Genomic DNA, 21,295 nt, shown 5'->3' on the forward strand with positions numbered 1-21,295 from the left:
TTGAGGAGAGTGTTCGGTTTTGGCCCCCGCATGTCTGCGCGTGACCCCGGTCACGTTGGCCGGACAAATCGGACACCATCTTTGTGCACGCGTTCACAAAGACATAGCCTGCTTTCGACGGGGCGGTCAGGGAACGTATGACCGCCTGCAGCCCCGCTCTACCCGCAGGAGCACCGTGGCAACTGGCCGAACTCACCGACCGGCGACCCGTAGCCGAGGGATTCCCGAGGCCACCGTCGCCCGGCTTCCGCTGTACCTCCGCGCCCTCACCGCGCTCTCCGAGCGCTCGGTACCCACGGTGTCCTCCGAGGAACTCGCGGCGGCGGCGGGGGTCAACTCCGCGAAGCTGCGCAAGGACTTCTCGTACCTGGGCTCCTACGGGACGCGTGGCGTGGGATACGACGTCGAGTATCTCGTCTACCAGATCTCCCGTGAACTCGGCCTGACCCAGGACTGGCCGGTAGTGATCGTCGGCATCGGTAACCTCGGCGCCGCGCTCGCCAACTACGGCGGCTTCGCCTCCCGTGGCTTCCGGGTCGCCGCGCTGATCGACGCCGATCCCGAGATGGCCGGAAAGCAGGTCGCCGGGATCACCGTCCAGCACAGCGACGACATGGAGCGGATCATCTCGGAGAACGGCGTCTCCATCGGGGTCATCACCACCCCGCCGGGCGTCGCCCAGCAGGTCTGCGAGCGGCTGGTGGCCGCCGGGGTCACCTCCATCCTGAACTTCGCGCCGACCGTGCTGTCGGTGCCGGACGGCGTCGACGTGCGCAAGGTCGACCTCTCCATCGAGCTGCAGATCCTCGCCTTCCACGAGCAGCGCAAGGCGGGCGAAGAGGCCGCGTCCGACGGTGGCGTCCCGGCCGCCGTCGCCCGCAAGCAGTCCGCCGACAAGGGGCCCGACGGGGACGTACCCGCCGTGATGCCGGCATGAGTCTCCTCGTCGTCGGGCTGAGTCACCGCAGCGCTCCGGTCAGCGTCCTGGAGCGGGCGGCACTGACCGCGGACGGCCAGATCAAGCTGGCCCAGGACACGGTCGCCGCCGAGCCCGCTACCGAGGCCGCGGTCCTCGCCACCTGCAACCGCATCGAGCTGTACGCCGACGTGGACAAGTTCCACGCCGGTGTCGCCGAGCTGTCCACGCTGCTCGCCCAGCACAGCGGTGTCGGCCTGGACGAGCTCACGCCCTACCTGTACGTGCACTACGAGGACCGGGCCGTCCACCACCTGTTCACGGTGGCCTGCGGGCTGGACTCGATGGTCGTCGGCGAGGGGCAGATCCTCGGCCAGATAAAGGATTCGCTCGCCCGGGCGCAGGAGCTGCACACCGCCGGGCGGCTGCTCAACGACCTGTTCCAGCAGGCGCTGCGGGTCGGCAAGCGTGCCCACTCCGAGACCGGCATCGACCGCGCCGGCCAGTCCCTGGTCACGTTCGGCCTGGAGCAGCTGGCCTCCGGCGGGGCTGTCGAGAAGTGGGCCCACGGCAAGCGGGCCCTGGTGATCGGCGCCGGTTCGATGTCCTCGCTGGCCGCCGCGACGCTCGCGCGTGCCGGGGTCGCCGAGGTCGTCATCGCCAACCGCACCCATGAACGCGCCGAGCGTCTCGCACAGATCCTCAACGAGGCCGACGACACGGACGTGCCGGCCCGGGCGGTACCGATGGAGTCGGTACGGGCCGAGCTGACACGTGCCGACATCGCCGTCTCCTGCACCGGCGCGACCGGGCTGGTCCTCGACGCCGAGGCGGTCGCCGCCGCGGTCGAGGGCCGTACGGGCCACGCCGTCGCCGTCGAGGAGAGCCACGAGGAGCGTCGTACGTCGACGAAGGCCGACGCACGGAAGACGCCGCTGCCGCCCGCCGGAGTCGGCGCCGACGAGGCCTGTCCGCTGGATCTGACGGCTCCGGGCTTCTCCGTGATGGGCGAGGCCGCCGTGGCCGGCATGGATGCGGCGACCCTGGAGCAGCACGCCGCCTGGGCCGCGGGCAGCGCCGTCGACCGGCGTGAGGCTGGGCGTCGTACGCCCGAGGCCGACCTCGAGCTGATCAGCGCGCTCGCCGCGACCGCGGCCACCGTCGGCCGGGTCCCCGAGCTCCGCAAGCCCGAGCCGGTCGCCGAGGTCCCGCGGCCGGAGCCGGTGCTCTTCCTGCTCGACCTCGCCATGCCGCGTGACATCGACGCCGCCGCGCACCGGCTGGCCGGGGTGCGGCTGGTGGACATCGAGTCGCTCGCCGAGGCCTCCGCGGACGCGCCGATGGCGGCCGACGTCGACCAGGTCCGGCGTATCGTCTCCGACGAGGTCGCCGCCTTCGGGGCGGCGCTGCGGGCCGCGCACATCACGCCCACCGTGGTCGCCCTGCGGACGATGGCCGCCGATGTCGTCGCCGGTGAGATCGCCCGGCTCGACGGGCGACTGCCCGGCCTGGACGACAAGCAGCGCAGCGAGATCCGGCAGGCGGTGCACCGCGTCGTGGACAAGCTGCTGCACGCGCCGACCGTACGGGTCAAGCAGCTCGCCGCCGAGCCCGGCGGCGCCGGGTACGCGGACGCGTTGCGCACCCTGTTCGACCTCGACCCCGAGACGGTGGCCTCCGTCTCCCGCGCCGAGGACAGCACCGAGAAGAACCGAGGGCCACAATGAGTGACAAGGCACTGAGGCTCGGAACCAGGCGCAGCAAGCTCGCCATGGCCCAGTCCGGGCTCGTGGCGGACGCCGTGAGCCAGGTGACCGGAAGGCCCGTCGAGCTCGTCGAGATCACCACGTACGGCGATGTCTCCCGCGAGCACCTCGCGCAGATCGGCGGCACGGGCGTGTTCGTGACCGCGCTGCGCGACGCGCTGCTCAGGGGCGAGGTCGACTTCGCGGTGCACTCGCTGAAGGACCTGCCGACCACGCAGCCCGCGGAGCTGGCGCTGGCCGCCGTACCCGAGCGCGAGGACCCGCGGGACGTGATCGTCGCCCGGGACGCGCTGAAGCTCACCGACCTGCCGCGCGGGGCGCGCATCGGCACCGGTTCGCCGCGCCGGATGGCGCAGCTGAACGCGTACGCGCGCAGCCACGGGCTGGACATCGAGACGGTCCCGATCCGCGGGAACGTCGACACGCGGATCGGATACGTCCGCGACGGCGAGCTCGATGCCGTCGTCCTGGCCGCCGCCGGACTGCACCGGATCGGCCGGATCGACGACGTGACCGACTTCCTGTCGGTCGACACGGTTCTGCCCGCCCCCGGCCAGGGGGCCCTGGCGATCGAATGCGCCGCGGACAACGCGGACCTGATCGCCGCGCTCGGTGAGCTCGACGACCCGTTCACCCGGGCCGCCGTGACCGCCGAACGGTCACTGCTCGCCGCCCTGGAGGCCGGTTGCAGCGCCCCTGTGGGCGCGTTGGCCGACTTGTTGGCCGACGGGCAGATTGTCAAGGAAATGCGCCTGCGCGGCGTCGTCGGCACGACCGACGGCACCCGGATGGTGCAGCTGTCCACCACCGGTCCCGTGCCCGAGACGCAAGACCGGGCAGTGGCGCTCGGCCGCGAACTCGCCGCCGAGATGCTCGCCCAGGGCGCGGCCGGTCTGATGGGGGAGCGAGCACAGTGAGCCCCACCACCCTTCCCGCCGCCGGTCCGGAACACGGGCACGTCACCTTCCTCGGTGCCGGACCCGGGGATCCGGGACTGCTGACTCTGCGAGCCGTCGAGGCGCTGGCGAACGCGGACGTACTCGTCGCCGAGCACGAGGTGCTCGACGTCGTACGTACGCACGCCAGACCTGGCGTCGCCGTCGTGAACACGGAGCCGGGTCCTTCTTCGGACCCCGTTCCGGGCACGGGCACGCCTCAGCTGACGGTTGTTGACGGCGCGTCAACAACCGCTGGGGTCCCCGCAGTGCGGGATGCCGCACATCTTGTCATGGAGGCCGCGCGGGGCGGCAGGCGGGTCGTCCGTGCGGTGTCCGGGGACCCGGGACTTGATACGTACGCCGCCGAGGAAATGCTCGCCTGCGCCGCGGCCGGTGTTCCCTTCGAGGTCGTCCCCGGTGTTGCGGCGGCGGTCGGTGTGCCCGCGTACGCGGGTGTGCCGCTGCGGGACGCGCAGGGCGCGGACGTCCGCTTCGTGGACGCGCGGACGGCGTCGGACCGGTGCTGGACGGAGGTGGGGGCGTCGGACGGGACGGTGGTCGTGTCGACGACCCTGGACTCCGTCGCCGCTGCCGCCGGGGAGCTGGTGTCGGCCGGGCGCAAGCCCGACACTCCGCTGACGGTGACCGTCGCCGGTACGACGACCCGGCAGCGGACCTGGACCGCCACCCTGGGAACCATCGCGCAGACGCTGAAGCAGGCGAAGGTGCTGCCGTCGCCGGAGGGCGGGCGGCCGGTGATAGCCGTGGTCGGTGAGCGTTCCGCCGCCGCTCAGCGGGAGCAGTTGTCGTGGTTCGAGTCCAAGCCGCTGTTCGGCTGGAAGGTGCTCGTGCCGCGGACCAAGGAGCAGGCGGCTTCGCTTTCCGACCAGCTGCGGTCCTACGGGGCCGTGCCGCACGAGGTGCCGACGATCGCCGTCGAGCCGCCGCGGACCCCGCAGCAGATGGAGCGCGCGGTCAAGGGGCTGGTGACGGGCCGTTACGAGTGGATCGCCTTCACTTCGGTCAATGCCGTCAAGGCCGTGCGGGAGAAGTTCGAGGAGTACGGGCTCGACGCCCGGGCCTTCGCGGGGATCAAGGTCGCCGCGGTGGGCGAGCAGACGGCGAAGGCACTCATCGCCTTCGGCGTGAAGCCGGATCTCGTGCCGTCGGGGGAGCAGTCGGCCGCCGGTCTGCTGGAGGACTGGCCGCCGTACGACCCCGTGTTCGACCCGATCGACCGGGTCTTCCTGCCGCGGGCCGACATCGCCACGGAGACACTGGTCGCCGGGCTGATCGAGCTCGGGTGGGAGGTCGACGACGTCACGGCCTACCGGACCGTGCGCGCGTCGCCGCCGCCGGCCGAGACGCGGGAGGCGATCAAGGGGGGTGGGTTCGATGCCGTGCTGTTCACGTCGTCGTCCACCGTGCGGAATCTGGTGGGTATTGCCGGGAAGCCGCACAACGTGACCGTGATCGCCTGTATCGGGCCGGCCACCGCGAAGACCGCCGAGGAGCATGGGCTGCGGGTGGATGTGATGGCTCCCGAGCCGTCCGTGCACAAGCTGGCGGAGGCGCTGGCCGACTTCGGCATGAAGCGGCGCGCTGCCGCGGTGGAGGCGGGGGATCCGGTGACGCGGCCCAGTGAGCGGCGGCCGGGGGCTCGGCGGAGGCGGACGACGTAGTCTTGCCCGGCGTTGGGGCTCGGGTGGGGTGGGTTGCGCAGCCCGGCGCTGCGGGGTGCCGCTGCGCCCACCCTCCCCCACTCTCGGCTTCGCTCGAGCGGGGGGACCCCCATCGCCCCAGCGGCACGACTGCCCGCAGCTACGGCAGCTGCGGGGGCGTGGGCCCCGACGTCCCGTCGGCAAAGGTGGGGGTCTGGCGGGCGTAGCGTAGGGCGTATGACGAAGTACGGATCCTTTCCCGGTTCGCGGCCGCGGCGGCTGCGAACCACTCCCGTCATGCGGCGCATGGTTGCCGAGACCCGGCTGCATCCGGCCGACTTCATCCTGCCCGCGTTCGTGCGGGAAGGTGTGAGCGAGCCGGTGCCGATCGCGGCGATGCCCGGGGTCGTGCAGCACACCCGGGACAGCCTGAAGAAGGCGGCCGTGGAGGCGGTGGAGGCCGGGGTCTCCGGGATCATGCTGTTCGGGGTGCCGGAGGAGTCGAAGAAGGACGCGGTCGGGACACCGGGGACCGACCCGGACGGGATCCTCCAGGTCGCGATCCGCGATGTGCGGGCCGAGGTCGGCGACGATCTGCTCGTCATGTCCGACCTGTGCCTGGACGAGACCATCGACCACGGCCACTGCGGAGTGCTCGACGAGCAGGGGCGGGTCGACAACGACGCCACCCTGGAGCGGTACGCCGAGATGGCCCAGGTGCAGGCCGACGCGGGCGCGCATGTCGTCGGGCCCAGCGGGATGATGGACGGGCAGGTCGGCGTCATCCGCGACGCGCTCGACCAGATCGGGCGCGAGGACGTGGCCATCCTCGCCTACACCGCCAAGTACTCGTCCGCCTTCTACGGGCCCTTCCGCGAGGCCGTCGCGTCCTCCCTCAAGGGCGACCGCAAGACGTACCAGCAGGACCCCGCCAACGTACGGGAGTCGATGCGCGAGCTGGCCCTCGACCTGGAGGAGGGGGCCGACATGGTGATGGTGAAGCCCGCCGGACCCTACCTCGACATCCTGGCGCGGGTCGCGGACGCCGTGGACGTGCCCGTGGCCGCCTACCAGATCTCCGGCGAGTACTCGATGATCGAGGCCGCCGCGGAGAAGGGCTGGGTCGACCGGGACCGGGCGATCCTGGAGACGCTGACCGGGATCAAGCGGGCCGGCGCGCAGAACATCCTCACGTACTGGGCCACCGAAGTGGCGCAGAAGCTGAGGTAGTCCGCGCATACGACGTCCCGCTGGGCGGCATCGAGAAGCCGGTGATGGTGCCGCTGGGCGGGCGGGGTGGCCCGGCCGGTGCGGTCAGTCCCACCAGAAGGACCAGATCTCCTGGTCGATCAGGTGATCGGCGTACGACCGCAGTCCGGGGGCGCTGCTCTGCAGGATGTTGTCCGGGCAGAACGCGAAGTGCTCGACGGCCACCGCCTCCGCCTCCGCCAGGGTGGCGGGCGGTGCCGCGACCGAGACGATCAGCTGGTCGAAGGTGAGCGCGACGACGCGTATGCCGAAGCGGTCCTCCCAGGAGCGGAGCACCGCGCAGAGGCGGGCCACGTCGTTCTCGTGGTTCAGCGGGCCCGACCAGCCGATCGCCGCCGGGATGTCCGCGCTACGGCGGGCGGGTACGAGGGCGAGGCGCGGCTCCTTCAGCCAGGAGCCGTCTGCCACCAGGAAGTCGGCTATCTCGGCGGCGAGTTCATCGGGATCGGGGTCGCCCGTGCCGCGGGCCGGCGCGGACGCCAGGCCCGGCCATTCGCCCTGCTCGGCCTCGTCCGCCGCGTACTCCTCCCAGTACTCGGCGAGTACGTCCTCCGGGTCGTGATCCCCCGCGTACGACATCTCGCCGGGCATCAACTCCCAGCTGTCCGGCCCTTCTTGGCTGCCGCCCACATCGACGAGCAGCGGGAGGAGCCCACCGGTCCGCCGGGCCGGTTCCAGCGCCGCCCAGGCACCGGCCGCCGCCGGTATGTCGGCATGCCACAGCAGCGGTTCGTGCCACTGCCCCTCGTCCGTCGCGTCGATCAGTCTCCCGGGCGGGAGTTCGAGCCCGAGGGCGCGGCCGGTGGGGTCGGAGGCCAGCTTCGGCAGCGGGTTGGGAAGAGTCGCCATGTCAGTGACTGTAGGCGCAGCCACTGACAATCGGACTTTGCGATCAGAGGCGCTCGGGGGTGCGGATGCCGAGCAGGGCCATGCCCTGGTGGAGGGTGCGGGCCGTGACGTCGCACAGGAACAGGCGGTTCTCTACCTGGGCCGGCGTCTCCGCCTTCAGGACCGGGCACTTGTCGTAGAACGTCGTGTACAGGGACGCCAGCTGGTAGAGGTACGCCGCCAGCTTGTGGGGGGCGTACTCCGCCGCCGCCTCCGCGACCGTCTCCGCGAACGCGTCCACGTGCAGGCCGAGGGCCCGCTCCGCCTCGTGCAGGTCCAGCTCGGGGTGCGCGGCCGGGCGTACCTCGCCGGCCTTGCGGAGGATCGACTGGATACGGGCGTACGCGTACTGGAGGTACACGCTCGTGTCGCCGTTCAGCGACACCATCTGGTCCAGGTCGAACTTGTAGTCCCGGTTCGCCGACGTCGACAGGTCCGCGTACTTCACCGCGCCGATGCCCACCTGGGCGCCGCGCTCGGCGATCTCCCCCTCGGACAGGTCCTGGGCCTTCTCCCGTACGACGGCCGAGGCGCGGTCGATCGCCTCGTCGAGGAGGTCGACCAGCTTGACCGTCTCGCCCTCACGCGTCTTGAACGGCTTGCCGTCCTTGCCGAGGACCGTGCCGAAGGCCAGCTGGTACGCCTTCACGTCGTCGTTCAGCCAGCCCGCCCTGCGGGCCGTCTCGAAGACCATCTTGAAGTGGAGGGACTGGCGGGCGTCCACGACGTAGATCAGGCTGTTCGCCTTCAGGTTGAAGACGCGGTCCCTGATCGCGGACAGGTCCGTCGCCGCGTAGCCGTAGCCGCCGTCGGACTTCTGGACGATCAGCGGGACCGGCTTGCCGTCCGGGCCCTTGATGTCGTCGAAGAAGACGCACAGGGCGCCCTCGGAGCGGACGGCGACGCCGGATTCCTCCAGGAGGCGGCAGGTCTCCGCGAGCATGTCGTTGTAGCCCGACTCGCCGACGATGTCCGCGTCCCGGATCTCCATGTCCAGCTTCTCGAAGACGGAGAAGAAGTAGATCTTCGACTCGTCGACGAACTTCTGCCACATGGCGAGCGTGTGCGGGTCGCCGGCCTGGAGGTCGACGACGCGGCGGCGGGCCCTGGTCTTGAACTCCTCGTCGGAGTCGAAGAACTTCCGCGCGGCCTTGTAGAGGCGGTCGAGGTTCGACATCGCCTCCTCACCGGTGACCTGGGCGTCCTTGTGGTCCAGCTCGTGCGGGTGCTCGTCCAGGTACTGGATGAGCATGCCGAACTGCGTGCCCCAGTCGCCGATGTGGTGGCGGCGGATCACGTTCTCGCCGGTGAACTCAAGGAGCTGGACGACCGAGTCGCCGATCACCGCGGAGCGGAGGTGGCCGACGTGCATCTCCTTCGCCACGTTCGGCTGGGCGTAGTCGATCACCGTCGTGCCGGGGTGCTCCGCGCGCGGCACACCCAGACGGCCCTCCGGGTCGGCGGCGCGGGCGGCGAGGTTGTCGGTGATCGCCTGGTCGGTGACCGTGATGTTGAGGAAGCCGGGGCCGGAGACCTCGACGTCCTTGATCACATCGCCGGTGGTGACCTGGGCGACGACCTGCGTCGCCAGCTCGCGCGGGTTCGCCTTCGCCTTCTTCGCGAGGGCCAGGATCCCGTTGGCCTGGAAGTCCGCCCGGTCGCTTCGTCGCAGCAGCGGGTCGACTCCGTCGGCTTCCGGGAGGGCGGAAGCGAGGGCGTCGGCGAGGTGCTGGTGGACGGAAGCGGTGAGGGACGTGACCGGGGCCATGGAGTGGGTGCCGTTCTCCTCGTGGGATGGATAGACACGGCCAGTATCCCATGGGGGGTAAAGGGGTTTTTCCGGGTGCCGTGAGCTGTGTGCCCCGGTGTGGGGGTGGGTCGCGCAGCCCGGCGCTGGCGGGGTGCCGCCTGCGCCCACCCGTGCCGCCCCAGCGGCACGACTGCCCGCAGCTGGGCGGGTGCGACTGCCCGCAGGCTCTCACCGCGGTGAAAAGGGGTTTTCGTGGATGCTCGGCTTGCTGGGAGAATGGAGCGGGCAGCCGTGTGACCGGGCCGGCTGCGGATGAGGAAAGAAGGACGTGCCGATCGTGGGTCAGAGCACCGAGACCACCGACTGGGTCTCCCGTTTCGCGGATGAGGTCATCGAGGAGTCGGAGCGTCGGGCCCCGGGCAAACCCGTTGTCGTCGCGTCCGGCCTGTCACCTTCCGGGCCCATTCACCTGGGGAACCTGCGCGAGGTCATGACGCCGCACCTGGTCGCCGACGAGATCCGGCGCCGGGGACACCAGGTCCGGCATCTCATCTCCTGGGACGACTACGACCGGTACCGCAAGGTGCCGGCCGGTGTCGCCGGGATCGACGAGTCCTGGGCCGAGCACATCGGCAAGCCGCTGACCTCCGTGCCCGCGCCGAAGGGCTCCGCCCACCCGAACTGGGCCGAGCACTTCAAGGCCGCGATGATCGAGTCGCTGGCCGAGCTGGGCGTGGAGTTCGACGGGATCAGCCAGACCGCGCAGTACACCTCCGGGGCGTACCGGGAGCAGATCCTGCACGCCATGAAGCACCGGGGCGACATCGACGCGGTGCTGGCCCAGTACCGGACCAAGCCCAAGGCCGGCGCCAAGAAGTCGCAGAAGCCCGTCGACGAGGCCGAGCTGGAGGCCGAGGAGGGGTCCGGCGCCGCGTCCGAGGACGACGGCAGCTCCGGAACCGCCGGGTACTTCCCGTACAAGCCGTACTGCGGCAACTGCGAGAAGGACTTCACCACCGTCACCTCCTACGACGACACCACCACCGAGCTGACGTACGCCTGCACGGTCTGCGGCTTCTCCGAGACCGTCCGGCTGAACGAGTTCAACCGCGGCAAGCTGGTCTGGAAGGTCGACTGGCCGATGCGGTGGGCGTACGAAGGGGTCATCTTCGAGCCGAGCGGTGTCGACCACTCGTCTCCGGGGTCGTCCTTCCAGGTCGGCGGGCAGATCGTCGGGATCTTCGGCGGCAAGCAGCCGATCGGGCCCATGTACGCGTTCGTCGGCATCAGCGGCATGGCGAAGATGTCGTCGTCGCGCGGTGGCGTGCCCACCCCGGCCGACGCGCTGAAGATCATGGAGCCGCAGCTCCTGCGCTGGCTGTACGCCCGCCGCAAGCCCAACCAGTCCTTCAAGATCGCCTTCGACCAGGAGATCCAGCGGCTCTACGACGAGTGGGACAAGCTCGACGCCAAGGTCACCGACGGCTCCGCCCTGCCCGCCGACGTCGCCGCACACTCGCGTGCCGTGCGGACGGCCGCCGGTGAGCTGCCGAGGACGCCCCGGCCGATGCCGTACCGGACGCTCGCGTCCGTCGCCGACATCACCGCAGGGCACGAGGACCAGGCACTGCGGATTCTCTCCGAGCTCGACCCGGAGAAGCCGCTGGCCTCGCTCGACGAGGTGCGGCCGCGGTACGACAAGGCCGAGGCGTGGATCAACACGCATGTGCCGGCCGATCAGCGGACGATCGTGCGGGACGAACCCGATGCCGAGCTGCTGAAGTCGCTCGACGAGGCGTCCCAGCAGTCGATCCGGCTGCTGCTCGACGGGCTGGAGGAGCACTGGTCGCTGGACGGGCTGACGCACCTTGTGTACGGCGTGCCCAAGGTGCAGGCCGGGTTCCCGGCGGACGCCACGCCGAAGGAGCTGCCGCCGGAGATCAAGACGGCTCAGCGGTCGTTCTTCGCGCTGCTGTACCACCTGCTGGTGGGGCGGGACACCGGGCCGCGGCTGCCTACGCTGCTGCTGGCGGTGGGGCAGGGCCGGGTGCGGAAGCTGCTCGGGGAGTAAGCCACGCTACGACGATGGGGGCGCCCGGTGTTCTCCGGGCGCCCCCATCGTCGTATGCGGGTTACGCGATGTGGTCTTCTTGCAGTTCCGCCGTGTGGCGGTTGGTGAAGCGGTTGACCATGCGCTCGGCCTCGCGCTGCGGGAGCACGCTGCCGTAGGTCGCTTCCACGTCGTCCCTGAACTGGCCCGAGGTGGGATAGCTGCCGTCGATCGACTTCTTGAAGACCTGGTAGTAGTCCTCCTCCGTCAGTTCGGGGGCGGGGGTGCCGCCGCCTTCGCCGAGTTCGCGGGTGCGGTTGGGGCCTACCGGGATGGGGAACGTGCCGGTGTCCTCCGGGGAGGGTTCCGGGGGCGGAGGGGGTTCCTCGTACTGCTGCTGGTACTGCTCGGCCTGTTGCTGTTCCTCGTACCAGCGGGCGTAGGCGGCTTCGGGGTCGTAGGTGGGGTCGTAGCCGCCGTGGTACTCGATGGTTTGCGGGTCCCGGGCGTGCAGCCAGGGGTTCTGGGGCTCGGTGTAGTCCACGTGCTCTGCGTCGGGGGTGCTGTCGCCTTGGGGGCGCTGCCCGCTGTTGGGCGCCGCTGCGCCCACCCGTGCCGCCCCAGCGGCACGACTGCCCGCAGCTGTGGCGGCAGACTCATCGGCCACGTCCGCCGCAGTCAGCTCATGCCTCGGTGCCGGAGGTATCAGCGTTGGCTCGATGCCCGCCGCTGCCAGGCCCGCTGGGGCCGTGTCGGCCAGGGGGACGCCGTACTTGGCCAGGCGTAGGGGCATCAGGGCCTCCACCGGGGCCTTGCGGCGCCAGGCCCGGCCGTAGCGGGAGCGGAGGCGGGCCTGGTAGACGAGGCGTTCCTGTTCCAGCTTGATGACCTGGTCGTAGGAGCGGAGCTCCCAGAGCTTCATACGGCGCCAGAGCAGGAACGTGGGGACAGGGGAGAGCAGCCAGCGGGTGAGGCGGACGCCCTCCATGTGCTTGTCGGCCGTGATGTCGGCGATCCGGCCGATCGCGTGGCGGGCGGCCTCCACCGCCACCACGAACAGGATCGGGATGACCCCGTGCATGCCCACGCCCAGCGGGTCCGGCCAGGCCGCCGCGCCGTTGAAGGCGATCGTCGCCGCCGTCAGCAGCCACGCCGTCTGGCGCAGCAGCGGGAACGGGATGCGGATCCAGGTCAGCAGAAGGTCCAGGGCGAGCAGGACACAGATGCCCGCGTCGATGCCGATCGGGAAGACGTAACTGAAGTCCCCGAAGCCCTTTTTGAGCGCGAGTTCACGTACCGCGGCGTACGAACCCGCGAAACCGATGCCCGCGATGATCACGGCACCGAAGACGACCACGGCGATGAGAACGCGGTGCGTCCGTGTCAGCTGTAGTGGCGCGGCCACCCGTACTCCCCTCCCACTGCGTGTTGTTGCGCGGCCAACAGGGTGGCACATGCGTACGGGGGGCGGGTGGCCGGTCCGGGCACGTCAGCCCTTCCGTGACTCTACCGGTGGCGTCCGGTGACCCGCGGCGTCAGCTCTCCTTGGACGGAGACTTGGAGGAAGTCGCCGACTTCGAGGGGGACTTGGAGGCCTCAGGAGCGGCGGCGGAGCCGCTCTCGCCGTTCGCCTTCGTCACCGCGGCCACCGCCTCCTCGGCCGCCTTCTTCGCCGCCTTCATCAGATCGTCGGCGTCGGGGGTCTTGTCGCCGGCCAGACCCGCGCCGTTGTAGTCGAGGGTCACGACGACGTTCTCCACGCGCGCGACGATCGTCTGCTGCTTGAAGGTGCCTTCCTTCTTCTTCAGGTCGTAGCGCACCGCCGTCGCCTGGTCGCCCGTCCCGGACACCGACTCGGTCTTGGTGCCCTTCGCGCCCTCGGTCGCCTGGACGTCCTTGACCTGCTTCGCGAAGTACTCCTGCGCCAGCTTGTCGCCCTCGCCGCGGGTGACATCGGACTCGAAGCGCAACAGCGAGACGTTCAGCCAGCGGAACTGCGAGCCGTCGACGCCGTTGTTGTCGAGACTGTCCCAGGAGCAGCTGCCCCGCATCGACACATCGTCGGAGTTGCCCTCCTTGCCCGACTTCGAGCCCTTCGGGACGAGTTCGCCCAACGTCTTCTTCGACAGCACCGCGCACGGCTCGGGCAACTCCGAGTACGCCGCCGCCTGCACGGTGGGCGAGGGGCTCGCGGACACGCTCGACGCGCTCTCGGACGCCTTCTTGGCGTCATCACTCGAGCCGGAGTCCGAGGAGCAGCCGGCGGCGATCAGCATCACGGGAACGGCCGCCGCGCAGACAAGGACGCGGTTCAGGCGCTTCGCCCGCTCGGCACGCTGGTCAGCCTGGTCGTCTCGCTGTGCTCGTCGCTGCATGGTTCCTTCACTCACGCTCTGGTTCCTGAGGCCGGATGGGTCCCGGTGCCGCCGGTGGCGCCGGCGTCCGGATCGGGTCCGAGGGGCCACGGTACGCGGTGAAGGAACTGTGCGGACCCGCTTCATCTGCTTTGCAGTCCGGCCCGAAGGGGTGTCATTCCGCCAGCGAGTCGGCCAGCCGGGACGCCAGCTTCCGGGCCCTGTCCTGCATTTCCTTGCTGTCGGGCACGACGCCGACCGTGGCCGGCTGCTCCTCGTACTGGACGGTCACGATGACGTTGGACGTGCGGAACGCCACAGTCACCGTGCGCTGTTTGGCCGTCGAACCGGAGCTGCTCAGCTCGTCGTCGAGGAAGGCCTCGTCGCCGAGGTCGTCCAGGATGCGGGGCTGGAGCTCGGCCGGGGTGGCGCTCGCGGTCGAGGTCGGGTTGGTGGAGGAACCGTCCTCGGGGCTGCCGGAAGAGCCGGGCGAGGCAGGGGAGTCGGCGGACTCCGACGGTGTCGAGGACGGGGAGGACGTCGACGACGGGGCGGACGGCGAGGATTCGGAGGCGATGGGCTCCGGCAGGTCGGCCGCCGTCTGCCGGGTGGCGAAGAGCTGCTCGGCCTGGCTGTCGTCGCTGACGGCGTTGTCGTAGGACACCACGCGCTCGAAATCGACGTACAGATGGTCCGTGGCGGACGTGGACTCCACCTTCCAGCGGCAGCCGACCTTGCGGTCGTTGTCGTAGGTGAGGGTGGGCTCGCCCGCGTAGGCCGTTTCGCGCTGTTCCTCGTCGGCGATCTGCTGGATGCCGGGCAGGAGGGAGTCGAGGGTGTCCTGACCGACCGCGCTGCACGGTTCGGGGAGCGTGCGGTAGCGGCCCGGCTCGGCCGCCGCCGTCGCCGTACCGGAGCCGCCGGGGTTGGAGTCGTCCGTGGTGCCACCGTCGTCCGAGCTGCCGGTGCAGCCGGCCAGCAGGGCCGCGAGGAGCGCGGCGACGCCGGGTACGTACGCCTTCCGCTGCACGGTCAGGCTCCTCTCCACGGTGGTGCGCTTGCCTGGTCTGCCAGTGTCCCCGCTGGTTATTCGGTTGCCGCACGGGGGTGCCGCCTGGAGACAATGTGTATCGCACGCACTGCCGTGAACGCCGGTCCGTTGTCCGTTACGTCGACCTTGGCGCCGGTTTTGCGATTCAGGACTTCTGGTTTGTTTTCACCGGTTTTACGGGGGATGAGGCGATATGTCGTACGTCGAGATGCCTGGCGCGAAGGTGCCGATCCGGATGTGGACCGACCCGACGACGGTCGAGGACGTGGCGCTCCAGCAGCTGCGGAACGTCGCGACGCTGCCGTGGATCAAGGGGCTGGCCGTGATGCCGGACGTGCATTACGGGAAGGGTGCGACGGTCGGGTCGGTCATCGCGATGCGGGGGGCTGTTTGTCCTGCGGCGGTGGGGGTGGATATCGGGTGCGGGATGTCGGCGGTGAAGACGTCCCTGACGGCCAATGATCTTCCGGGGGATCTTTCGCGGCTGCGGTCGAAGATCGAGCAGGCTATTCCGGTGGGGCGGGGGATGCATGACGATCCCGTGGATCCGGGGCGGTTCCATGGGCTGGCCACGGCCGGGTGGGACAACTTCTGGGAGCGGTTCGGCGGGGTGGCTGAAGCGGTCAAATTCCGTCAGGAACGTGCCACGAAGCAGATGGGAACGCTCGGATCCGGCAACCACTTTGTCGAGGTGTGCACGGATACGACCGGTTCTGTCTGGCTGATGCTGCACTCCGGTTCCCGCAACATCGGCAAGGAACTCGCCGAGTTCCACATCGGTGTGGCCCAGAAGCTCCCGCACAACCAGGGCCTGGTCGACCGCGATCTCGCCGTCTTCGTGGCGGACACCCCGCAGATGGTGGCGTACCGGAACGACCTGTTCTGGGCGCAGGAGTACGCGAAGTACAACCGCACGATCATGATGGCGCTCCTCAAGGACGTCATCCGCAAGGAGTTCAAGAAGGCAAAGCCGACCTTCGAGCCCGAGATCAGCGCGCACCACAACTACGTCGCCGAGGAGCGCTACGACGGGATGGACCTGCTCGTGACCCGCAAGGGCGCGATCCGGGCCGGCTCCGGCGAGTACGGCATCATCCCGGGCTCCATGGGCACGGGTTCGTACATCGTTAAGGGCCTCGGAAACGAGAAGTCCTTCAACTCGGCCTCGCACGGCGCAGGCCGGCGCATGAGCCGCAACGCCGCCAAGCGGCGCTTCTCCACGAAGGACCTGGAGGAGCAGACGCGGGGCGTGGAGTGCCGCAAGGACTCCGGCGTCGTGGACGAGATCCCGGGCGCGTACAAGCCGATCGAGCAGGTCATCGATCAGCAGCGGGACTTGGTGGAGGTCGTGGCGAAGCTGAAGCAGGTCGTCTGTGTGAAGGGCTGAGGTTCGGCTCACGTGGGGCCCGGGTCGGCGTGGCTCGGGCCCCGACGTGGTCATGCGAGTCGCTTCTCCAGCAGCGTGACCGCGTACGTGCTGCCCGAGCCGTCCTCCTTCGCCCGCTGTTCGCCGACCACCCGGTAGCCCGCCGCCTCGTAGTAGGCGCGCAGGCGTGGGTTGGAGGCGAGGCAGTCCAGGCGGGCCAGTTGGCGGCCTGTGGCGGTGATGCGGGATTCGGCCTGGGTGAGCATGGCGCGGCCGGTGGCTGGTGGGGCCGTGTGCGGGGTGGTCATCAGGCGGTGGATGTAGCCGGCCTCGGGTGGGCGGGGGCCCCAGGCGGCCGGGTCGTCCCACCAGAGTTCCCAGGCGCCGACCAGGTGGCCGTCCGCGTGGGCCAGCCAGACCTCGCCCTCCGCCATGCGTCGGCGGAAGTGGGCCTCGTCCTTCTCGCCCGGCTGCCACTGGGTGATGCCGCGGGCCAGTTGCCAGATCGCGGCCGAGTCGCGCAGGCGGACCAGGATGGGGGCGTCGGCTTCGGTGGCCTGGCGGTACGTCAGTTCCGGCCAGGTCGTGCGCGTCGGTTCCAGAAGGGCCGCGCGGAGGGTTGCGGCCAGGGCATCCGGGTCGAGGGAGAGCGCCTGGCGCACGTAGCCCTCGATCGAGCCGTAACGGGCCGTCAGATCCCTGAGGAACAGGTGCATGACCGGGGCCGGGGCGCGGCCGAAGGCCGGCCAGGTCGGTGTTCTGCCGTTGTTGCGGGACCGCCAGTCGGCCAGCAGTGCCGGTGCCGCCAGCTCGGTGAGGGCGAAGTCCTCGACGATTGTCGACTCGGGGACGCCCAGCAGGCCCAGGACCAGGGCGGCCAGCAGGCCCGTGCGGTCCTTGCCCGAGGCGCAGTGGAAGACCAGAGGGTCGGCCGCCTCGGCCGCTGCCGCGACCAGTTCCAGGGAGCGGCGGATCTCCTTCGTGCCGTCCTCCGCAACGTTCAGGTAGCGCTCCGCCAGATACGGGCCCGGGTCGATGTCGGGGGTCAGCGCCGTCTGGTCGTAGGGGCGGTGCTCGATGCTGAGGTTGTGGTACGTGAAGGACGCGTGCTCCGGGATGCGGCCGTGGCTCTCGATTTCCCACGGGTAGCGGAGGTCGATGACCGTGCGGACGCCGAGGGCCAGGAAGCGGTCCCAGTCGGCCGTGCCCTCGGTCAGCTTGCCGAGGGAGTCCGCGCGGTAGAGGCGGGACGAGCGGACCCGTCGGCCGTCGCCGGTCGGGTAGCCGCCCAGGTCGCGGAAGTTGTGCAGGCCGTCGAAGCGTATGTGTCTGTCCACGATCAGCGACTCTAGGTGACGGTCGGTGCCGCCATCTGCGGTTTCACTTCGGGGCGTGCAGTACCGCGTAGATCATGACGAACGCGATGATGTGGATGCCGAAGAGGAAGTAGGCGAGCCATATCCACATGTGGCGTTCACCGCGTTTTTCCTCGGCCTGGCGGGCCAGGCGCCGGTGTTCGGGTTCGGGGTCCGTCACCGGGGATCCCGGTGGACCTTGGTGTTGGAGGCCTGGGCGCGCGGGCGGACCACGAGGAGGTCGATGTTGACGTGGGCGGGGCGGGTGACCGCCCAGGTGATGGTGTCGGCGACGTCGTCGGCGGTGAGGGGCTCGGCGACGCCCTCGTAGACCTTGGCGGCGCGGTCCTCGTCGCCGCCGAAGCGGGTGAGGGCGAACTCGTCGGTCTTGACCATGCCGGGTGCGACCTCGATCACCCGGACCGGCTGTCCGACGATCTCCAGGCGGAGCGTCTCGGCGAGGACGTGGGCGCCGTGCTTGGCGGCGACGTAGCCGGCGCCGCCCTCGTACGTGCCGTGGCCTGCGGTCGACGAGACGACCACGACGGTGCCGTCGCCGCTCGCGACGAGGGCGGGGAGCAGGGCCTGGGTGAGGTTGAGGGTGCCGATGACGTTGGTCTCGTACATCTGGCGCCAGTCCGCCGGGTCGCCGGTCGCGACCGGGTCCAGGCCGAGCGCGCCGCCGGCGTTGTTGACCAGCACGCCGATCGTCTTGAAGGCCGTGGCGAACTCGTCGACCGCCGTGCGGTCGGTGACGTCCAGCTGGTACGCCGTCGCCGAGTGGCCGGCCGCGTTGATCTCCTCGGCGAGGGCCTCGATACGGTCCTTGCGGCGGGCGGTGAGGACGACGCGGTAGCCGACCGCGGCGAGCTGCCGGGCGGTGGCGGCGCCGATGCCGCTGCTGGCACCGGTGACGACGGCGATACGGGACGCGGCGGCGGGGGTCGTCATACGGCTGCTCCTCTTGCGCGGTGTGGTGCGGGTGGGCGCCACGCCGGTGTGGGGCCGCTGGTCGATGTGCTTCTTCGCCAGGATAGGCGGGGGATGAGGTGGGGAATCGAGGTGGGTGATCATCTCGTGACGTTCAGCCGCCGCGCGGCGTCCACATGATCACGGCCATGCCGGCCAGGCAGATCAGCGCGCCGGTGATGTCCCAGCGGTCGGGCCGGTAGCCGTCCGCGATCACGCCCCAGGCGATCGAGCCGGCGACGAAGATTCCGCCGTATGCAGCGAGGACGCGGCCGAAGTGGGCGTCCGGCTGGAAGGTGGCGACGAAGCCGTAGGCGCCGAGGGCGAGGATGCCGCCGCTGATCCAGAGCCAGCCGCGCTGCTCCCGGTACCCCTGCCAGACCAGCCAGGCGCCGCCGATCTCGAAGAGGGCGGCGACGACGAAGAGGGCGGCGGAGCGGAGGATGAGCATGCGGGCAGCTTCGCATGCCGGGGTTCCGGGGCCGGCGTCGCCGTTTCCTGGGGAGGGATCGCTGTTTCCCGGGCTTCGCGTCACCTGATGGACGGTGCCTGGGGTCGGCTCCGCGTGGGATACATCCCGTACGAAGCCCACGGCGGAGTGAGGAGTGTGGCGGTATGCGAGGCATGAGGGTGCTGGGCGTGTGGTGTGCCGCCCTGATGACGGTCGGTGCGGTGGCTCCGCTCGCCGGAGCGGAGACGGCTCAGGAGGCCGATCTGGCCTATCACGGAGCCGCGACGCTGGATTCCGGCCGGGTCGAGGTGCGGATCACCCCGCGTAATCACGGGCCGTCCGCCGTGCCGGACGCGACGGTACGGCTGCGCTGGTCGCAGCCGCTCGAGAACCGGCAGACGCTGCCCGACGGGTGCGCGCGTTCCGGTGCGCGGGTGGTGCTGTGCCGGGTGGGCGCGCTGCCGGCGGACACGCTCGGTGCGGATCTCAGGCTGGGGGTACGGCTGCGGGGGACGCCGACCGAGGTGCTGATGGAGGTCGACACGGTGTGGAGCGGTGGGGCGGTGGACCGTAACCGGCAGAACGACCGGCAGCGGGTGCTCGTGCTGGACACCGGGGACACGTACTACTTCTGACCTCGGCTTCTGTTCTCCTTTTTTCGTCTCCAGGGGTGCTCGGAATAAGGGCACGATGTCGACCGTTCGAGGGATATAGTTCAACGGTCAACAACCTTGGAGGCGACCATGCAGTTCGGGATCTTCAGCGTCGGCGACGTCACGCCGGACCCGACGACGGGCCGTACGCCGACCGAGCGCGAGCGGATCAAGGCCATGGTCGCCATCGCGTTGAAGGCCGAGGAGGCCGGCCTGGACGTCTTCGCGACCGGCGAGCACCACAACCCGCCGTTCGTGCCGTCCTCGCCGACCACCCTGCTCGGCTACATAGCCGCCCGCACCGAGCGGCTGATCCTGTCCACGTCCACCACCCTGATCACGACCAACGACCCGGTGAAGATCGCCGAGGACTTCGCGATGCTGCAGCACCTGGCCGACGGCCGGGTGGACCTGATGATGGGCCGCGGCAACACCGGGCCGGTGTACCCCTGGTTCGGGCAGGACATCCGGCAGGGCATCAACCTCGCCATCGAGAACTACGCCCTGGTGCACCGGCTGTGGCGCGAGGACGTCGTGAACTGGGAGGGCAAGTTCCGTACGCCGCTGCAGGGCTTCACCTCCACGCCCCGGCCGCTGGACGGCGTCCCGCCGTTCGTCTGGCACGGGTCGATCCGGTCGCCCGAGATCGCCGAGCAGGCGGCCTTCTACGGCGACGGGTTCTTCCACAACAACATCTTCTGGCCGGCCGACCACACCAAGCGGATGGTCGAGCTGTACCGGGAGCGGTACGCGCACCACGGGCACGGCACGCCCGAGCAGGCGATCGTCGGGCTCGGCGGGCAGGTGTTCATGCGGAAGAACTCGCAGGACGCGGTGCGGGAGTTCCGGCCGTACTTCGACAACGCGCCGGTCTACGGGCACGGGCCGTCCCTGGAGGACTTCACCGACCAGACCCCGCTGACCGTGGGCTCGCCGCAGCAGGTGATCGACAAGACGCTCAGCTTCCGCGAGTACGCCGGTGACTACCAGCGCCAGCTGTTCCTGATGGACCACGCCGGACTGCCGCTGAAGACCGTGCTGGAGCAGATCGACATGCTGGGCGAGGAGGTCGTGCCGGTGCTGCGCAAGGAGTTCGCCAAGGGGCGGCCGACCGGGGTGCCGGACGCCCCCACCCACCAGTCCCTGCTCGCCGCCGCCTCGGAAAGGGTGAACGCCGCATGAAGCTCGTCGTCGTGTCCGCGGGGCTGAGCGTCCCGTCCTCCACCCGGCTGCTCGCCGACCGGCTGGCCAAGGCCACCGCCGACCGGACTTCGGCGGAGGTGCAGGTCATCGAGCTGCGCGAGCTCGCCGTCGAGATCGCGCACAACTTCACCAACGGCTTCGCCGGGCGGCAGCTGAGCGCCGCCCTCGACGCGGTGACCGAGGCCGACGGGCTGATCGTGGTCACGCCGGTGTTCTCCGCGTCGTACAGCGGGCTGTTCAAGTCCTTCTTCGACGTGCTCGACAAGGACGCGCTCGCCGGGAAGCCGGTGCTGATCGCCGCGACCGGCGGCACCGCCCGGCACTCGCTGGTGCTGGAGCACGCGCTGCGTCCGCTCTTCGCCTACCTGCGGGCCGTCGTCGTCCCGACCGGGGTGTACGCCGCCTCGGAGGACTGGGGTGCCGAGGGGCTGGACGGGCGCATCGAGCGGGCGGCCGGGGAACTGGCGGGGCTGATGGGCGGGCTCACGCCGAAGGTGCCGCGGCCGGCGAAGGCCGGGGGGTTCGAGGTGGTGCCGTTCGAGGAGCAACTGGCGGCGTTGCGGCGGGGGGCGTGATGCGGTTGGCCGTCCGGGCGGGGGCGGGTGGGGGCTGGCGCGGGGTGCGGTGCGCAGCCCGGCGCTGACGGGGTGCCGCC

General features: G+C 70.3%; 19 protein-coding genes. 10 read left to right on the top strand and 9 right to left on the bottom strand.

The window, feature by feature from the left end:
• Positions 1-175: 175 nt before the first annotated feature.
• The 5 genes from ACFVJQ_RS39265 (at position 176) to hemB (ending at position 6,511) form a co-directional block, all read left to right on the top strand.
• Positions 176-937 carry a redox-sensing transcriptional repressor Rex gene (locus tag ACFVJQ_RS39265; RefSeq protein ID WP_385516108.1) on the top strand — a complete coding sequence of 254 codons (762 nt, stop codon included), beginning with the start codon at positions 176-178 and terminating at the stop codon, positions 935-937.
• Positions 934-2,643: a glutamyl-tRNA reductase gene (locus ACFVJQ_RS39270; RefSeq protein ID WP_385790567.1), complete on the top strand. Its 1,710-nt coding sequence runs from the start codon at positions 934-936 to the stop codon at positions 2,641-2,643. Before ACFVJQ_RS39265 ends, ACFVJQ_RS39270 begins: the two co-directional genes overlap by 4 nt.
• Positions 2,640-3,599: a hydroxymethylbilane synthase gene (gene hemC / locus ACFVJQ_RS39275; RefSeq protein ID WP_385516106.1), complete on the top strand. Its 960-nt coding sequence runs from the start codon at positions 2,640-2,642 to the stop codon at positions 3,597-3,599. The genes ACFVJQ_RS39270 and hemC overlap by 4 nt, the downstream gene beginning before the upstream one ends.
• On the top strand, positions 3,596-5,302 hold the full coding sequence (locus ACFVJQ_RS39280) for a uroporphyrinogen-III synthase (RefSeq protein WP_385516105.1): 1,707 nt from the start codon (positions 3,596-3,598) through the stop codon (positions 5,300-5,302). Before hemC ends, ACFVJQ_RS39280 begins: the two co-directional genes overlap by 4 nt.
• A 216-nt stretch (positions 5,303-5,518) precedes the next feature.
• Positions 5,519-6,511, top strand: a complete 993-nt coding sequence (gene hemB, locus ACFVJQ_RS39285; RefSeq protein ID WP_385790570.1) for a porphobilinogen synthase — start codon at positions 5,519-5,521, stop codon at positions 6,509-6,511.
• 84 nt (positions 6,512-6,595) lie between these two features.
• Here the strand turns inward: hemB and ACFVJQ_RS39290 are convergent, their stop codons facing one another.
• Together ACFVJQ_RS39290 and argS are read right to left on the bottom strand one after the other, a co-directional pair.
• Positions 6,596-7,399 (bottom strand): DUF4253 domain-containing protein, encoded by an 804-nt coding sequence (locus ACFVJQ_RS39290; protein WP_385790572.1) that lies wholly within the window; start codon positions 7,397-7,399, stop codon positions 6,596-6,598.
• Between the two features lie 43 nt (positions 7,400-7,442).
• A complete protein-coding gene (argS, locus tag ACFVJQ_RS39295) occupies positions 7,443-9,206 on the bottom strand; it encodes an arginine--tRNA ligase (RefSeq protein ID WP_385516102.1) in 1,764 nt (587 codons plus the stop codon).
• A gap of 310 nt (positions 9,207-9,516) precedes the next feature.
• Between argS and lysS the strand changes: the two genes are divergently transcribed.
• Positions 9,517-11,259 (top strand): lysine--tRNA ligase, encoded by a 1,743-nt coding sequence (gene lysS / locus ACFVJQ_RS39300; RefSeq protein ID WP_385790574.1) that lies wholly within the window; start codon positions 9,517-9,519, stop codon positions 11,257-11,259.
• Positions 11,260-11,320: 61 nt separating this feature from the next.
• Here lysS and ACFVJQ_RS39305 read toward each other — a convergent pair whose 3' ends face one another.
• The 3 genes from ACFVJQ_RS39305 to ACFVJQ_RS39315 all read right to left on the bottom strand — a co-directional run bounded on the left by ACFVJQ_RS39305 (position 11,321) and on the right by ACFVJQ_RS39315 (position 14,622).
• Positions 11,321-12,643: a DUF2637 domain-containing protein gene (locus tag ACFVJQ_RS39305; RefSeq protein WP_385516100.1), complete on the bottom strand. Its 1,323-nt coding sequence runs from the start codon at positions 12,641-12,643 to the stop codon at positions 11,321-11,323.
• A 130-nt stretch (positions 12,644-12,773) separates the two neighbouring features.
• Positions 12,774-13,613: a DUF3558 family protein gene (locus ACFVJQ_RS39310; protein ID WP_385790576.1), complete on the bottom strand. Its 840-nt coding sequence runs from the start codon at positions 13,611-13,613 to the stop codon at positions 12,774-12,776.
• Between the two features lie 154 nt (positions 13,614-13,767).
• The gene (locus ACFVJQ_RS39315) at positions 13,768-14,622 is read right to left on the bottom strand and encodes a DUF3558 domain-containing protein (protein WP_385790578.1); all 855 of its coding nucleotides are present in this window, start codon (positions 14,620-14,622) and stop codon (positions 13,768-13,770) included.
• A gap of 214 nt (positions 14,623-14,836) precedes the next feature.
• On the opposite strand from ACFVJQ_RS39315, the gene ACFVJQ_RS39320 reads away from it, so the two are divergent.
• Entirely contained in the window at positions 14,837-16,030 is a 1,194-nt protein-coding gene (locus ACFVJQ_RS39320; RefSeq protein ID WP_385790580.1) for an RtcB family protein, read from the top strand.
• Between the two features lie 50 nt (positions 16,031-16,080).
• On the opposite strand, the gene ACFVJQ_RS39325 is transcribed toward ACFVJQ_RS39320, so the two are convergent.
• From ACFVJQ_RS39325 to ACFVJQ_RS39340, 4 genes are all read right to left on the bottom strand, one after another.
• On the bottom strand, positions 16,081-17,346 hold the full coding sequence (locus tag ACFVJQ_RS39325) for a GNAT family N-acetyltransferase (protein ID WP_385516096.1): 1,266 nt from the start codon (positions 17,344-17,346) through the stop codon (positions 16,081-16,083).
• A 43-nt stretch (positions 17,347-17,389) separates the two neighbouring features.
• The gene (locus ACFVJQ_RS39330; RefSeq protein ID WP_385516095.1) at positions 17,390-17,545 is read right to left on the bottom strand and encodes a hypothetical protein; all 156 of its coding nucleotides are present in this window, start codon (positions 17,543-17,545) and stop codon (positions 17,390-17,392) included.
• On the bottom strand, positions 17,542-18,315 hold the full coding sequence (locus ACFVJQ_RS39335; protein WP_385790582.1) for an SDR family NAD(P)-dependent oxidoreductase: 774 nt from the start codon (positions 18,313-18,315) through the stop codon (positions 17,542-17,544). The genes ACFVJQ_RS39330 and ACFVJQ_RS39335 overlap by 4 nt, the downstream gene beginning before the upstream one ends.
• Positions 18,316-18,448: 133 nt before the next feature.
• On the bottom strand, positions 18,449-18,784 hold the full coding sequence (locus ACFVJQ_RS39340; RefSeq protein WP_385790584.1) for a YnfA family protein: 336 nt from the start codon (positions 18,782-18,784) through the stop codon (positions 18,449-18,451).
• Positions 18,785-18,948: 164 nt separating this feature from the next.
• On the opposite strand from ACFVJQ_RS39340, the gene ACFVJQ_RS39345 reads away from it, so the two are divergent.
• The 3 genes from ACFVJQ_RS39345 to ACFVJQ_RS39355 all read left to right on the top strand — a co-directional run bounded on the left by ACFVJQ_RS39345 (position 18,949) and on the right by ACFVJQ_RS39355 (position 21,215).
• A complete protein-coding gene (locus ACFVJQ_RS39345; protein ID WP_385516093.1) occupies positions 18,949-19,419 on the top strand; it encodes a hypothetical protein in 471 nt (156 codons plus the stop codon).
• Between the two features lie 108 nt (positions 19,420-19,527).
• Complete coding sequence (locus ACFVJQ_RS39350) at positions 19,528-20,619, top strand: LLM class flavin-dependent oxidoreductase (protein WP_385516092.1); 1,092 nt, start codon at positions 19,528-19,530, stop codon at positions 20,617-20,619.
• Positions 20,616-21,215: an FMN reductase gene (locus ACFVJQ_RS39355; RefSeq protein ID WP_385516091.1), complete on the top strand. Its 600-nt coding sequence runs from the start codon at positions 20,616-20,618 to the stop codon at positions 21,213-21,215. The genes ACFVJQ_RS39350 and ACFVJQ_RS39355 overlap by 4 nt, the downstream gene beginning before the upstream one ends.
• Positions 21,216-21,295 lie beyond the last annotated feature (80 nt).

This window comes from Streptomyces sp. NPDC127197 (assembly GCF_042672405.1).
In the GTDB taxonomy this organism is placed as follows: Bacteria; Actinomycetota; Actinomycetes; order Streptomycetales; family Streptomycetaceae; genus Streptomyces; species Streptomyces flavusporus.